This window comes from Kitasatospora indigofera (genome assembly GCF_014655955.1).
GTDB lineage: Bacteria > Actinomycetota > Actinomycetes > Streptomycetales > Streptomycetaceae > Kitasatospora > Kitasatospora indigofera.
Window position 1 is genome coordinate 265,768 of record NZ_BNBO01000006.1, and the last position, 13,824, is coordinate 279,591.

Genomic DNA, 13,824 nt, shown 5'->3' on the forward strand with positions numbered 1-13,824 from the left:
CGTGTTTCCCGACCGGAGGGCCGCACTCGCCCGTGGCCCCGGTCGCTCGGTCCTGCTGACGGTTTGGTGTCCAGCTGCGGTCCGGTGTACCGCAAGTGAGACTATGGGGGACGATCTACGATCAAACCGCAATATAACCGACAGAACAGGAAATACCGGACAATGAGCCGGCTCCACCCGTCCCGGCCGAGCGGGGCGCTCCAGAGCCTCGGCCGGGCGCTGCGCGAGTGGCCCGGGTGGTTCACCCTGGCGGCCGGCGCCCTGCTCTGCGTGCTCGGCTGGTACGGGGTCTCCGGTGAGCGCCTGCCTGCCAGGCAACTGCCCTACCTGGCCTCGGCGACGGTGCCGGGGGCGGCATTGATCGTGGCCGGCGCGGTGCTGATCGCTGCCCGGCAGTCCGGCGCGGGCGGCGACGGGACGGCCCGCCGGGTGGACCAGCTCTACTCCCTGCTGGTGGGCGAGCCCGGACCGGCCGGCCCGCAGCCCGGCCCGCCCGGCCCGCCGCTCGCGCTCCCCGACGGCACCCTCTACCACCGCCCCGACTGCCCCCTGGTGGCGGGCAAGACCCTCGCCGCCCCGGCCGACGCCGCGCTCGTCGCGGAGCGTAGCCTGGCGCCCTGCCCGGTCTGCGAGCCCGACCCGCCCGCGGGGCCGCCGGCCGCCGCGCCGCCCGCTGCCGGGCCGCCCGCGGACCCGCCCGCCGCCGCCACCGGCGGCTGACCCCGTGCCCGGCACCCTGGACCTCAGCATCGACCTGGCCCTCGCCGGGCTGGCCGTGGGCAGCGCCGCCGCGCTGAGCGGGGTCGGGCTGGTGGTCACCCACCGGGTCACCGGGGTACTCAACCTCGCCCAGGGCGCGCAGGCCACGGCCACCGCCTACCTGCTGCGCGAACTCGTCGTGGTGCGGAACTGGCCGCTCGCCCCCGCCGCGGCCTTCTGCCTGCTCGTCGCCGCGCCCGCCCTCGGCGTCCTGCTCGACCTGGCGGTCTTCCGGCCGCTGCGCCGCCGGGACGCGGGGCAGGCCGAGAGCATGGTCGCCGGGATCGGCGTGTTCGTCCTGCTGATCGGCGTCATCGTGCTGGTCTGGGGCACCACCCCGTTCGGCGACGCACCCGCGCTCGTCCCCGCCACCGTGCTCGCCCGGCCTGGCGGGCACGCCCTGCGGCTGGACACCCTCGTCCAACTCGCCGTCGTGCTGGGCCTGGCCGGCGGCGTCGGCCTGGTCGAGCGGTACACCGCCTTCGGGATCCGGCTCCGCGCGGTCGTCGACAACCGCCGGCTGGCCCGGCTGGCCGGCATCGACGCCGACCGGATCTCAGCCGCCGGCTGGGCCTTCGGCTCCTTCACCGCCGGACTGGTCGGTGTCCTGCTGGCGCCCCTCCTGCTGCTGGACCCGTACGGCCTGCCGCTGCTGGTGATGGCGACCATGGCGGTGGCCGTCGCCGCCAGGCTGCGGAGCCTGCCGGTCGCGGTCGCCACCGGGCTCGGGCTCGGCATCGCCCAGAGCGAGCTGACCCGGCTGCGGCCCGGCGGGCAACTGCTGCCGCTCGCCCAGGCCGTGCAGACCAACCTCTTCGTGGTCGCCCTGCTGGTCGCCGCCCTGCTGCCGTGGGGCCACGGCCAGGACGGACCGGGCCTCGCCACCTCCGGCGGCCGGCCAGGACGGCGGGGCTCGTCCGCCGCCCGGACGGCCTGTGCGGTGCTCCTGCTGCTGCCGCTGGGCTTCCGCCCGGAGGACCTGCGGCACGCCCTGCTGGTGCCGGCGCTGGCGCTGGTGCTGCTCTCCGTGGTGGTGGTGACCGGGTACGGCGGCCAGGTGTCGCTCGGCCAGGCCGGGTACGCGGGGCTCGGCGCGCTCGGCACGGCGCTGCTGATGTCCGGCAAGGTCCCGGGCGTCCCCGCGCTGTCCGCCGTCCCGGCGCTGCTGCTGGCGGTGGCCGCGACCGTGCCGCTGGGCCTGCTCACCGGATGGCCGGCCGTCCGGCGCCGTGGCCTGGCGCTCGCCCTGGTCACCTTCGCGGTGGGGACGGCGCTCAGCCGGCTGGTCTTCGACCAGCCCTACGCCACCACCGGCCTGACGGTCTCCCGGCTCGGCCTGCCCGCCGACGACCAGGGTTTCTACCTGGTCGAACTGGTGCTGCTCGGGGCCGGCCTGCTGCTGGTCCGCAGCCTGCACCGGGGCCCGCCGGGCCGCGCCCTGACCGCGATGCGTGACCACCAGGCCGGCGCCTCGGCCGCCGGGGTCGACGTGCCCAGGCTCAAGCTGCTGGTCTTCATGGCGGGTGCCGGCCTGGCCGCGCTCGGCGGCGCGCTGACGGCACTGGCGCAGCAGGGCTTCGACGCCACCGCCTTCGACCCGGTGCAGGGCCTGCTGTGGTTCGCCACCGTGGTGGTCGCCGGGGCGGACAGCGCGGCCGGCGCGGTGCTCGCCGCCGCCCTGCTGACCGGGCTGGACGCGGGCACGCTGCCGGGTGTCTCCGCGGTGGTGGTCGGTGCGCTCGCCACGGCGATCGGCCGGCTGCCGGGCGGCCTGGCCGGCCTCGCCCGCCGGCTCGCCGACCGCCCCGCGCCGGGCCTCACCCCGCTCGGCCACCGGCTGCGGCGCCGGATCGCGGAGCGGTCGCGGTGACGGCGGCGGAGCCGGGGCCCGGCCGGGCCCGGGCCACCGGCGGCGGGCGGCCCGCCGGGGTGTCGCGCCGTCCGGCATCCCACCGTCCGGGCTCCCACGATCCGGCGGCCCACGTTGCGGCAGCCCACGTTCCGGCAGACCCGCTGCAGTGCGACCCGGTGCCGCATGGTGCGCTGCAGTGCGACCCGGTGCCGCACGGCGCGCTGCCGCGCGACCCGGTGCCGGGTGCCTTCGCACCGCGCGCCGACGACAGTCCGGGCTCCCGGAACGCCGCCGGGCGGCCGCGGTGAGCGCGGGCCTGACCGCGCGCGGCGTCGTCCGCGGCTTCGGCGGCATCCGGGCCGTCGACGGGGTGGACCTCGCCGTCCCGCCGGGCCGGATCACCGCGCTGGTCGGGCCGAACGGAGTCGGCAAGAGCACCCTCTTCGACTGCCTGGCGGGTGCCACCCGCCCGGACGCCGGCCGGGTCCTGCTCGCCGGTCGCGACATCACCGCCCTGCCGGACCACGCCCGGGCCCGCCTCGGCCTGGCCCGCACCTTCCAGCAGGTAGCCGTCTTCCCGGGGCTGACGGTCGAGCAGAACGTCCGGGTGGGGGCCGAACAGCGCCGCGGCGGCACCGCCCGCGCCCTGCTGGGCCTGCCCGCCCCAGGCCGGGCCGCCGCCCGCGCCGCCACAGACCGGGCGTTGCGCCTGCTGGACCTCGACCCGGTCCGGGACTGGCCGGCCGACCGCCTGCCGCCCGGCACGCTGCGGCTGCTCGAACTGGCCCGGGCCCTCGCCGCGGCCCCGCGCGTGCTCCTGCTGGACGAGCCGGGCGCCGGGCTCGACCTGGCCCAGACCGCCCGGCTGGCCGCCGTCCTGCGGGCCCTGACGGCCGAGGGGATGGCGCTGCTGCTGGTCGAGCACGACGTCGAACTGGTCGCCCGGCTCGCCGACACCGTCTACGTGATGGCCGCCGGGCGGATGGTGGCCCGCGGCCCCGCCCGCGAGGTGCTGGCCGACCGGCGGGTGGCGGCGGCCTGGGGCGAGCCGTGACCCGGCGCCCGCGCCGCGGACGGCCGGCGACCGGCCCGGTGCCGCGATGGCCGTAGCCGTGGAACTGCGGGGCGTCCGGGTCCGGTACGGGCTGCTGGAGGCCTTGCACGGGGTGGACCTCGCCTGCCCGGCGGGCCGGGTCACGGTGCTGCTCGGCCGCAACGGCTCCGGCCGGACAACGGTGCTGCGGGCCCTGGCCGGCGACGTCCCGGTGTCGGCCGGGCAGGTCCTCCGGGAGGGCCGGGACGTCACCGCGCTCGACGCCCACCGCCGGGCCGCGGCGGGCTCGGCCTACGTCCCGGCCGAACGCGGGGTGTTCGGCTCGCTGACGGTGGCGCAGAACCTCGCCCTGTCCGGCGACGCCCCGGTGGACCGCTGGTTCCCCGAACTCGCCCGGCTGCTCCACCGGAGGGCGGACACGCTCTCCGGCGGGGAGCAGCAGATGGTGGCGGTCGGCCGGGCGCTGGCCGCCCGCCCACGGCTGTTGCTGCTCGACGAGCCGGGCCGGGGGCTCGCCCCGGCCGTGGCGGCCCGCCTGCACGGCGCCCTGTTCGAACTGGCGGCGGCCGGCCGGACGGTGGTCCTGGCCGAGCAGGCCCCGCTGCCGTCGCTGCAGCGGGCCGCCGTGGTGCACGTGCTCCGGCGCGGCCGGGTGGCGTTCAGCGGGGAGCCGAGCGAGCTGGGCCCGGCGGGGGGAGCGGGCGGTGCGGACAGGACGGGGCTGTCGCTCTGAGGGGCGCCGGAGCACCGGCTCCCCTGTCTCGTCCGGTCCGATCGTCTGCCAGGGTGGGCACGCTCGGATTCCTGCTCCACAGCGGACCTGCCCAGGGGAGACCTCGTGACACGGACCACCGCTCGCACGGCCGTCGTCGCCCTGGTCGCGGTACTGCTGGCCGGCTGCGGCGCTGTTGGCGAGGGCTCTCCTCTCGCGCTGCCGACGCCCTCGCCCGGCGACACCGAGGGGCAGATCATGTCCGTCGCGGGTGAGGGGTTCACCGTCTGCGGGGTGGGGCAGCGGAAGCCCGGTCTGTTCGAGGTGACCGTGTGCGGGGACGTGGGGAAGGCCCGTGCGGTCCTGGACGCCCGGTTCCCGGGCCGGACCGTGCCGGTTGCCTACCGCGCCGACGACGGCGGTGCGCACACCCCACGGGAACTGCTCGTCCGGTACTGGGTGAACCGCACCACGGGGGAGGGGTTCACGGTCAGCTCGACCCGGTTCGCCGCCGGGGCAGGATCGAGGTCGGCATAGCGGGGGACCTGGACAAGGCCAGGGCCGTCCTGGACCGGCGGTTCCCGGGGTGGACCACCGTCCACGAGGAGCAGGTTTCGCAGCCGTTGTGAGTGGGTGCGGATCGACGAACTCGTTCCTGCGCTGCGGGCCGCACCACGGCGGCGGCGCCGACGCCGACGCCGGTTCACGCCACTCCCGCGCGCACCGGCAGGGGTACGGCTGACGGCCGGCTGACGGCTGTTGGGGGCCCTTCGACCCCGTCGGCCCATGACCGGGACGACGGGGCCGGCCGCCGGGCCGGACGGCGCGGACGGTGCGGGCGTGCGGTCTGCGAGCCTGCCCGGTTGGTCAGCCCTGCGGGCGGTCGTTGTCGGCGATCAGCAGCCGGAACCCGTAGTCCACGGTCTCCTGGCGGAGGAGGCCGGCATGGCGGCGGGCCCAGGCCCCGGACTCCAGGTCCGCGCGCAGCCGGGCCACGGCGGGTTCGACGACCTCGTCGGGCAGGGTCGCGAAGGTGGAGCTGGCCCGGCGGACGGTGGCGTCCAGGTACTGCTCGGGCCGCCGCCAGAACGCGACCTGGAAGCCGTCGGTGAAGTCGTGCGGGATCGGGAACGGCAGGACGGTGTGCGCGCCCAGCTCCCGTGCGACCTCGCCGACCGGGAGGAACCGGGAGTTCTCCAGGTCGCGGATCTCCGGCAGGTACTCCGAGACGATCCACAGCTCCAGAGGATGAGTTGGGTCCCAGGTGAGGACCACCTGCCGGCGGGCCACCCGGCGCAGCTCCCGCAGGCCCTGGCGCAGGTCGGTCCAGTGGTGCACCGTCATGATCGCCATCGCCGCGTCGAACTCGCCGTCCGCGAACGGGAGGTCCTCGGCCCAGGCCCGGACCTTGCGGCTGCCCGGGTGCTGGTCGAGCATCACCTGGGACGGGTCGACGGCGGTCACCTCGGCCCCGGCCGGCTCGTACGACCCGGTGCCCGCGCCGACGTTGAGCACCGTGCCGGCGCCCTCCAGGGCCTGGGCGATCAGGGCGGCCAGCCGCGGGTCCGGCTGCCGGACGTTCCGGTATCCGGCGCCGATGCGGTCGTAGGTGACCGGCGCGCCGCCGGCGGGGAGAGTGCTCATGATCCTCATTACAACCGATTCGTCAGGTGCATGACGGTGTTTTGCCGATGGTCGCTCCTCCCGGCCCCTCCCGCCGGCGGGACCGGCGGCTCTCGGCAGGTCCTGCGCGCCGGCCCTCGCGTCCTGACCGGTCGTCGGGTCCCGGGCGCAGGACGGGTGCTGCCTGACCCGGCAAAACCGGTGGAAGGCGCCGGTACGCTGGGGCGATGCTGCTTCCCGCCGTCCCCCGGACCCGCCTGCGCCCCGTCGGTCAGCCGGCCGTCGACACGCCGTTCGGCCCGCTGACCTTCGGCACGACCATCGGGGACGCCGGCCTTCCCCTGCTGCCGGACGAGCTTTTCGAGCTACCGGGTGGCCGGACGGTGGCCCGCTGGGTCCGTCCCGCGGCCCACGTCGAGCTGCTGCTGACTCCCTACGATCCCGACCTCGACCCCGGGCACTGGGAGCCGCTGACCGGCTGCCGCGCGGCGGTCTGGCGGATCGACGCCCTCGCCCCGCTCGGGCGGGTGAAGTTCTCGGCAGGACTGCCGGCACGGCTTCCGGAGGATGCCGACGCGGGGTGGGACGGCGGCCAGGCGCTGGCCGCGATCACGGTGGAGGACGGGACGACCCGGCTCACCGTCGGCGGCGACGACGAGGAGGCGATCTGCTGCGCGGCCTTCGAGGGCGAGGCACCCCGACAATGGACGGCGCTGCGCGGGGAGGTCTACGACCGTTCGTTCAGCACGTGGGGCGTGGACTTCGGTGACCATCACGGCATGTCCTGGACGCTGCCGCCGCCGGAGCCGGGCGACCACTGTGAACTCCCGGTGGTGGCCGCCTGGGCCCCGGCCGAAGCCGCGGAGAGGTGCGCGAACACCTGGTACGCCGTCATGCCGTCCTCGAAGACGCTGCTTGCTCAGGTCGCCGCCCTGCCGGCGCAGCGGGCCGACGCTCCGGCCGCGGACTGATCACGTTCTGAGCCGGTGCCGGGCCGGCGCGACGGTGACCGCGCGGGGGAGGACACGGCCGCGCTCGCCGCACCACGTCGCCCCAGCTCGGTCGTGCCGCAGGCGGTCGGTCGCCGTCCGCCCGGCCGCGTTGCGGCCGGGGGCGCGGCTCCCTGTCGAAGCCGGCCGCTAGTCCGCGGCCAGCGAGACCTCGGTCGACTTGACCAGTGCGACCACCTGGGAGCCGACCGCCAGGCCGAGGTCCTCCACGGCGTCCTTGGTGATGGCCGCGGTCAGCTCCCCGCCGCCCACGGTGACCTTGACGGCCGCCATCGCACCGCCGGTGGCGATGTCCGACACCGTTCCCGCCAGCTGGTTGCGGATGCTGATCCCCTCGACGGGGCCGGTGGCCAGGGCGACCTCGGTGGACTTGATCAGCGTGCGGACGGCCCTGCCCTCGGCGAGGCCGAGCTCCCGGACGGCCTCCAGGGTGATCGCGGCGGTGATCTCCTGGCCGCCGGTCAGCCGGGCCCTGACCGTCGCCATGGCCTCGCCGCGGGTGACCGAGGTGACGGTGCCGGGGATCTGGTTGCGGATGCTGAGGCTCATGGTTTCTCCTTCGGGGAATGTCGGAGTAGCAGGTCTTGGCCTGCCGTCCGGCCACTGTAAGCACGATCCGGAGAGGTGCGGATTCGCCCGCCGCGTTCGTTCCCCGCAACTCCTGAAAACGCCGAACCGGTGAATCCACCAATTCGAGCGATGCGTTTGCTCCGTTCGGCGCCGAGACGTCGCCCCGGAAATCCACTACTCCTGTCAGATGCCGGCAGAAGGCGGTATTGCGCATTGCAGATGCCAGGCTGTGCCGCCTATCGTGCCGCATGTGCGGAGAGCTTCCTTTGCCGGCCGTGCGGAAAGGGCGGGGACGGATTGACCGGATGCTCCGCGCGGTTCGCCGTCGTCCGTGGGACGCCGCGGAGAGCACCCTGAACACCCTGAACACCCGGAATCCAGCTGTCCCGCCCTCCCGCTCCCCACCGTGCACGGGACGTCGGTCCGGGCGGGATCGAACGCTCCCGATTCTTCCTGCCGCCCCGAAGAATCCGAACCCGTCCGCCGGTTCCGTGCCCCGCCGGCCCAGTGCCCCGAGGACCTCAGCCATGACCCGTACGCCCGTCACCCGCCGAGCCGCCCTGGCCCTGTGCGGCCTGGTCCTCACCCTCCCGCCGGCCGCCTGCGGCAGCGACGGGGGTTCGGGCGGCGGTACGGCGTCCGGCCCAGCCCCGGCGGCGAGGCTGACCGTGCTGGCCGCCGCGTCCCTCACGGACGTCTTCAAGCTGATCGGTGCCGCGTACGAGAAGGACTCCCCGGGCAGTACGGTCACCTTCTCCTTCGCCGGCTCGCAGGAACTGGCGGCCCAGGTGAAGCAGGGTGCCCCCGCCGACGCGCTGGTGACGGCCGACACCACGACGATGGACGGCCTCAAGTCCGACGCCGGGACGCCGGTGGTGATCGCGAAGAACAAGCTGACCATCGTGACCGCGCCCGGCAACCCGAAGCAGGTCGAGGGCCTGCAGAGCCTGGCCGACCCGAACCTCAAGGTGGTGCTCGCCGCCCCGGCCGTCCCCGTCGGCCGCTACAGCCGGCAGGTCCTGGACGCCCAGCACATCACGGTCAAGCCGGTCTCCGAGGAGCCGAACGTCCGCGCGGTGCTGAGCAAGGTCGAACTCGGCGAGGCGGACGCCGGCATCGTCTACGTCACCGACGCCACCACCGCGCCCGGCAAGGTGGACACCGTCGACATCCCGGACGACCAGAACGCCGTCGCCTCCTACCCGGCGGCGACCCTGGACTCCTCCCGGAACGCGGCGGCCGCCGGCGCCTTCGTCACCTGGCTGACCGGCCCCGAGGCCCGGCAGATCCTCGCGGACGCCGGCTTCGAGAAGCCCTGACCCCGGCCCCGGCACGTGTCCCCTCCGGAGCCCGGCCCGCCGGAGCGGGCACCTCCGGGCCCCACCCGTCCGCCGACCCGCTGGGAACGCCCGATGCCCCCTCCGCCCCGCCGCGCCGCCGCCGCCGGCGCCCGCGCCCCCGTCGCCCTGGCCCTGCCGGCGGTGGCGGCCGTCGCCTTCCTGCTGCTGCCGCTGATCGGCATCCTGGCCCGTACCCCGTGGTCGGACCTCTTCACCCACCTCACCAGCCCCGAGGTGACCCGGGCCCTGCGGCTGTCGCTGGTGGTCTCGTTCAGCGCCCTCGGGCTGTCGTTGCTGCTCGGGGTGCCGCTCGCCTGGACGCTCGCACGGGTGCCCTTCCCCGGGCGGAGCCTGGTGCGCTCGCTGGTGCTGCTGCCGATGGTGCTGCCGCCGACGGTCGGCGGCGTCGCCCTGCTGCTGGGCTTCGGCCGGCGCGGACTGCTCGGGCCCTGGCTGGCGGGCTGGTTCGGCATCACCCTGCCGTTCAGCACGGCCGGCGCGGTGGTCGCCTCGACCTTCGTCGCCATGCCGTTCCTGGTGATCAGCCTGGAGGGCACCCTGACCGCGCTGCACGCCCGCTACGAGGAGACGGCCGCCTCGCTCGGCGCCCGGCCGCTGCGGGTCTTCCTCACCGTCACCCTGCCGATGGCCGCCCCCGGCCTGGCCGCCGGGGCCGCCCTCACCTGGGCCCGCGCCCTCGGCGAGTTCGGCGCCACCATCACCTTCGCCGGCAACCTCCCGGGCGTCACCCAGACCCTCCCGCTGGAGGTCTACCTGCTGCTGCAGGACTCCCCGCAGGCCGCCATCTCGGTCTCGCTGCTGCTGCTGGTGATCGCGATGGCCGTGCTGCTCCTGCTGCGCGGCCGGTGGACCGGCAGCACCACCCCCGGCGGCGCCGGCCTCGGCCGCTCGCACACCGCCGGGCCGCCGCCCGCCGCCACGCCCGCCCCGGCCACGCCCGCCCCCGTCGAACCACCCGCCGCCGACCAGCGCTGGGCCCTGCACGCCGAGGTCACCGGCTTCCTCGAACTCGTCCTGGACGCGCCCCCGGGCACCACCGTTGCCGTGGTGGGCCCCAACGGCGCGGGCAAGACCACCCTGCTGCGGGCCCTGCTCGGCCTCACCCCGCGCGCCCGGGCCCGGCTGCTGCTCGGCGGCACCGACGTCAGCGCCCTGCCGCCGCACCGGCGGTCGGTGGCCTGGGTGCCCCAGGACGGCGCGCTCTTCCCGCACCTGACCGCGCTCGCCAACACCGCGTACGGCCCGCGCGCCCAGCACGCCGGGCGGGCCGAGGCCCGTCGCACCGCCCAGCTCTGGCTGGACCGCCTCGGCGTCGGCCACCTGGCGCAGCGCAAACCCGGGCAGCTCTCGGGCGGCCAGGCCCAGCGCGTCGCGCTGGCCCGGGCCCTCGCCACCCGGCCCCGGCTGCTCCTGCTGGACGAGCCGCTGGCCGCCCTCGACCAGACCACCCGCGCGCACGTCCGGCACGCCCTGCGGCGCCATCTCGCCGGGTTCGGCGGCGTCTGCCTGATCGTCACCCACGACCCGGTGGAGGCCGTCTCGCTCGCGGACCGGGTGCTCGTGCTGGAGGACGGCAGGCCGCTCCAGTACGCCTCGCCGGCCGAGGTGGCGCGCGGGCCGCGGTCCCCCTGGGTGGCGCGGATGCTCGGCCGCAACGCCTGGCCCGGGACGGCCACCGGTGAGGGTCTGGCGCTGCCCGGCGGCGGCCGGCTCATCTCCGCCGAGGTGCTGGCGGCCGGCACCGAGGCGATCGCGATCATCGGTCCGGAGGCCGTCGCGCTGCACCGGGAGCGGCCCGCCGGCAGCCCCCGCAACGTCTGGCCGGGCCGGATCAGCGAGATCACCGCGCTGGGCAGCCGGCTGCGGGTGCTGGTCACCTCCGACCAGGTGCCGGACCTGGTCGCCGAGATCACCCCGGAGGCCGCCGCCGAGTACGGGCTCGTCGACGGCACCCCGGTGTGGACCAGCGTCAAGGCGACCGAGACCACCCTCGTCCCGCTCTGATCGCGGTCGCCGGTCCGGCTCCGCGCACACCCGCGCGCCGGGCCGCCGGGCGTGCTGCCCGAGCGGTCCGGCGCTCCCCCGAGCGGGGGCGGTTCCGGGGCGTCACCCCGGGCGGCCTCAGCCGATCGTCCAGTGCTGCAGGGCGGCGCCGGTGTCCGGCTGCTGGGTGACCAGGGCGCCGTCGGAGGCGGCGGCCGCGGTCAGCAGCAGTCCGCTGCTGCGGGAGGCGATGGTGTACCCGCCGGTGGTGGCGTTCACCAGCCAGCGTTGGTTGTTGCCGCCGGTGCAGGCCCACTGGATGACCTGCGCGCCGGCGGTGGTGGAGCCGCCGCTGACGTCCATGCAGAGGGTGGAGAGGGCGTTGGTGATCTGGTAGCTGCCGTCCGTCTGCTGGGTGAAGACCCAGTTCTGGTTGCTGCCGCCGTTGGGGCTCCAGAGGACGAACTGGGTGCCCTGGGCGGTGGAGTGGTTCGGGTCGTCCAGGGCCTTGCCCGAGGTGGTCATGGTCCGGGTACCGCTCAGCGCCGGGTTGACGGCCCAGGTGAAGGTCGTCGAGCCGCTCGCGGTGCCCGAGGTGGCCGTCACCGTGACTGTGCTGGAGCCGGCCGTGCCCGGGGTGCCGGTGATCAGACCGGCGGAGCTGATCGACAGCCCGGCCGGCAGGCCGGTGGCGGAGAAGGTGAGGGCCTTGCCGGCGGAGTCGTTGGCACTCAGCTGGAGCGAGACGGCCGCGTTGACCTTGCCGGCCTGGTTGCCGGGGGCCGTCACCGAGACGACCTCGGCGGCCGCCCCGGCCGGGGTCAGCGTGAGGGTCTGCTCCCCGGCGGTGCGGCTCCCGCCGACGGCGTTGCCGGTGGTGTCGGTCCAGCTCCGGGTGGGGGTGGTCTCGGCGAGGCGGGCGGAGTCGGCGGACAGGCCGATCACCAGGCCGCTGTGGCGGTTGACGAGCCGGTGGCCGCCCGGGCCGGCGATCACGAACCACTGCTGGCCGACGGACGGGCCACCCGCTCCGGCGGCCGTGACGGTGGGCCTGGCCCCCCAGGCGCGGCCGGAGGTGGTGGTGTCCACCCCGAGCAGCCGGCCGGTGGCGGAGTTGGTGATCCGGTAGGAGCCGTCGCCGTTGGCGCTGAAGACCCACGACTCCAGGCCGGATCCGGTGGCGCCGGCCAGCGAGGTGGTCGCGGACCCGCCGGAGACCTGCGCGAGGACCCGGCCGTTGCCGTTGGCGATCCGGTAGGCCTTCGTCAGGTCGACCGGCGGCGCGGCCGGGGCCGAGGAGTCGACGGTCAGGTCGACGTACTCGCCGTCGGCGGCCTTGCCGTCGGCCTTCTTGGAGCACTCGAACGCGCAGTAGGAACGGAAGGACCTGCCCACGATCGTGGAGTTGGTCCGGTTGGCGCTGTCGAGGAACCAGCGGTACCAGGAGGCCGTGTGGTAGCTGCCGGTGTCGCCGATCGGGTACCACTTCTGGGTGGTCAGGTCGTCGGTGGCGTAGAGGTGCTGCGGTTCGCTGCCGTCCTGCTTCACCGCCTGCGGTTCACCGATGTACAGCCCCAGGTAGGCGTTGTAGGTGATGTCCATGACGAACAGCGGCGAGGTCGCCGGCATCCGGCCGGCCGCGATCTGCTGGGCGGACGTCCCGGTGTTCGCCGGGTCGTACTCGCCCGCGACGGGCGTGTAACCCGTGTCGCCGGCGCCGTTCACCGGGACCATGTTGCTCTCCCGGCCGCCCACGCCGGGCTGCGACCAGGAGCCGTCGTACCACTTCTGCCAGGAGCCGGGTGCCATCTTGGCGGAGATCGGGGCGCGGGCCACGTGCTCGTAGAAGGCCGTCCAGCCGCCGTTCTTGTCCAGGATCCGCGAGCCGTAGAAGACGTAGAAGTAGCCCGAGGCGGTGTCCGCGTACAGGCGCTGGTCGCCGTCGCCGTACGAGAACGTCTGGTTCGGGAAGGCGGCGGTGTCGCCCCGGGTGGTGCTGTACGGGGAGGTGATCACGTGGCTCTTGATGTCCCAGGTCCGGCCCTGGTCCTTGGACACCGTGTAGTCGATCGCGTCGTAGTGCAGCCCGTGGCCGAAGGGATCCGGGGTGAACTCGTTGTGCACCAGGCCGTACCAGTCACCGGTGTCCGGGTCGACCCAGACCCCGGCCAGGTCGCAGTAGTTCTTCTGGGCGAAGCCGGCGCCGCTCGGCGCGTACGTCGCCTGCCGGCCGGTGGGGCTGTTGTTGCAGCGCCAGCTGGTGTCGTCGTTCCGGTCGTCCGGGTTGGCGGGGTTGACGGAGTCGCTGACCGCGCCCGACCGGGTGGCGGTGTCGAAGTCCGTGCCGGTGAAGAAGTCCCAGTACCGCGGATCGGCCGCCCCGTAGAGCGCGGCGGACTGCTGGAACCAGAACGTCCCGTCCTTGTCGACGTACGGGGTCGCCTGGGTGTCGGTCGGGTGGGTGTACGGCACCGGTGTGCCGACACCGATCGTGTACGTGGCGGCGGACGGTGAGGCCGCCGAGGCCGGGGCGGCGACGCCGCCGGAGAGCGTCATCAGTGCCACGGCGAAGGCCGTGGCGATCGATCTGCGCGGAGGGGCGGACATGGGACTCCTTCTGCTCGGCACGCCGCCTTCGCGCGGCGGCGTGGTGGGGGATCGGCGGGAAGGGAACAGCGGTGGTGCGCCCGGCGGGCCCGGGTCCGCCCGGTGCGGCCGCCGGGCGACGGCTCCGGTACGCGGGCCCGGGCCGGCGCCGGTGGGCCGCCGGGGCGGGCGGGGGCCACCGGCGCCGGGTGGCGGCCCGGCCGGGCGCGGGGCGTTCCCGGCCGGGGCCTGCGGTGGCTGATGGTCAGCCGGTTTCCATGCCCTGGGTCTTCATCTCGGCGAGGGTCTGGGCC

The 13,824-nt window shown here is 75.5% G+C and carries 11 protein-coding genes; 8 read left to right on the forward strand and 3 right to left on the reverse strand.

Features of this window, described 5'->3' with window-relative positions; translation table 11 throughout:
* Nucleotides 1-162: 162 nt before the first annotated feature.
* The 5 genes from IE329_RS09025 (at nucleotide 163) to IE329_RS09045 (ending at nucleotide 4,914) form a co-directional block, all read left to right on the forward strand.
* A complete protein-coding gene (locus tag IE329_RS09025; protein ID WP_229927278.1) occupies nucleotides 163-720 on the forward strand; it encodes a hypothetical protein in 558 nt (185 codons plus the stop codon).
* A gap of 4 nt (nucleotides 721-724) precedes the next feature.
* On the forward strand, nucleotides 725-2,629 hold the full coding sequence (locus IE329_RS41805; RefSeq protein ID WP_308438357.1) for an ABC transporter permease: 1,905 nt from the start codon (nucleotides 725-727) through the stop codon (nucleotides 2,627-2,629).
* 286 nt (nucleotides 2,630-2,915) lie between these two features.
* The gene (locus IE329_RS41810) at nucleotides 2,916-3,665 is read left to right on the forward strand and encodes an ABC transporter ATP-binding protein (protein WP_190210334.1); all 750 of its coding nucleotides are present in this window, start codon (nucleotides 2,916-2,918) and stop codon (nucleotides 3,663-3,665) included.
* A 46-nt stretch (nucleotides 3,666-3,711) separates the two neighbouring features.
* Nucleotides 3,712-4,398, forward strand: a complete 687-nt coding sequence (locus tag IE329_RS09040) for an ATP-binding cassette domain-containing protein (protein ID WP_190210303.1) — start codon at nucleotides 3,712-3,714, stop codon at nucleotides 4,396-4,398.
* Nucleotides 4,399-4,503: 105 nt separating this feature from the next.
* A complete protein-coding gene (locus tag IE329_RS09045) occupies nucleotides 4,504-4,914 on the forward strand; it encodes a hypothetical protein (protein WP_190210304.1) in 411 nt (136 codons plus the stop codon).
* Between the two features lie 330 nt (nucleotides 4,915-5,244).
* On the opposite strand, the gene IE329_RS09050 is transcribed toward IE329_RS09045, so the two are convergent.
* Nucleotides 5,245-6,021 (reverse strand): class I SAM-dependent methyltransferase, encoded by a 777-nt coding sequence (locus IE329_RS09050; RefSeq protein WP_190210305.1) that lies wholly within the window; start codon nucleotides 6,019-6,021, stop codon nucleotides 5,245-5,247.
* A 206-nt stretch (nucleotides 6,022-6,227) separates the two neighbouring features.
* Here IE329_RS09050 and IE329_RS09055 point away from each other — a divergent pair, with 206 nt between their 5' ends.
* Nucleotides 6,228-6,971: a hypothetical protein gene (locus IE329_RS09055; protein ID WP_190210306.1), complete on the forward strand. Its 744-nt coding sequence runs from the start codon at nucleotides 6,228-6,230 to the stop codon at nucleotides 6,969-6,971.
* Between the two features lie 168 nt (nucleotides 6,972-7,139).
* Here IE329_RS09055 and IE329_RS09060 read toward each other — a convergent pair whose 3' ends face one another.
* Nucleotides 7,140-7,559, reverse strand: coding sequence for a TOBE domain-containing protein (locus IE329_RS09060; protein ID WP_190210307.1), 420 nt, complete (start codon nucleotides 7,557-7,559; stop codon nucleotides 7,140-7,142).
* 548 nt (nucleotides 7,560-8,107) lie between these two features.
* On the opposite strand from IE329_RS09060, the gene modA reads away from it, so the two are divergent.
* Together modA and IE329_RS09070 are read left to right on the forward strand one after the other, a co-directional pair.
* Nucleotides 8,108-8,899, forward strand: a complete 792-nt coding sequence (modA, locus tag IE329_RS09065; RefSeq protein WP_190210308.1) for a molybdate ABC transporter substrate-binding protein — start codon at nucleotides 8,108-8,110, stop codon at nucleotides 8,897-8,899.
* Between the two features lie 93 nt (nucleotides 8,900-8,992).
* Entirely contained in the window at nucleotides 8,993-10,945 is a 1,953-nt protein-coding gene (locus tag IE329_RS09070) for an ABC transporter permease (RefSeq protein ID WP_190210309.1), read from the forward strand.
* Between the two features lie 117 nt (nucleotides 10,946-11,062).
* On the opposite strand, the gene IE329_RS09075 is transcribed toward IE329_RS09070, so the two are convergent.
* A complete protein-coding gene (locus IE329_RS09075; protein ID WP_190210310.1) occupies nucleotides 11,063-13,531 on the reverse strand; it encodes an RICIN domain-containing protein in 2,469 nt (822 codons plus the stop codon).
* Between the last annotated feature and the right edge of the window lie 293 nt (nucleotides 13,532-13,824).

What these genes read in the sequence shown, in the direction of transcription:
- IE329_RS09025 (WP_229927278.1), top strand. Translation starts at nt 163, where the DNA reads ATGAGCCGGCTCCACCCGTCCCGGCCGAGCGGGGCGCTCCAGAGCCTC.
- IE329_RS09040 (WP_190210303.1), top strand. Translation starts at nt 3,712, where the DNA reads ATGGCCGTAGCCGTGGAACTGCGGGGCGTCCGGGTCCGGTACGGGCTG.
- IE329_RS09050 (WP_190210305.1), bottom strand. Translation starts at nt 6,021, where the DNA reads ATGAGCACTCTCCCCGCCGGCGGCGCGCCGGTCACCTACGACCGCATC.
- IE329_RS09055 (WP_190210306.1), top strand. Translation starts at nt 6,228, where the DNA reads ATGCTGCTTCCCGCCGTCCCCCGGACCCGCCTGCGCCCCGTCGGTCAG.
- IE329_RS09060 (WP_190210307.1), bottom strand. Translation starts at nt 7,559, where the DNA reads ATGAGCCTCAGCATCCGCAACCAGATCCCCGGCACCGTCACCTCGGTC.
- modA (WP_190210308.1), top strand. Translation starts at nt 8,108, where the DNA reads ATGACCCGTACGCCCGTCACCCGCCGAGCCGCCCTGGCCCTGTGCGGC.
- IE329_RS09070 (WP_190210309.1), top strand. Translation starts at nt 8,993, where the DNA reads ATGCCCCCTCCGCCCCGCCGCGCCGCCGCCGCCGGCGCCCGCGCCCCC.
- IE329_RS09075 (WP_190210310.1), bottom strand. Translation starts at nt 13,531, where the DNA reads ATGTCCGCCCCTCCGCGCAGATCGATCGCCACGGCCTTCGCCGTGGCA.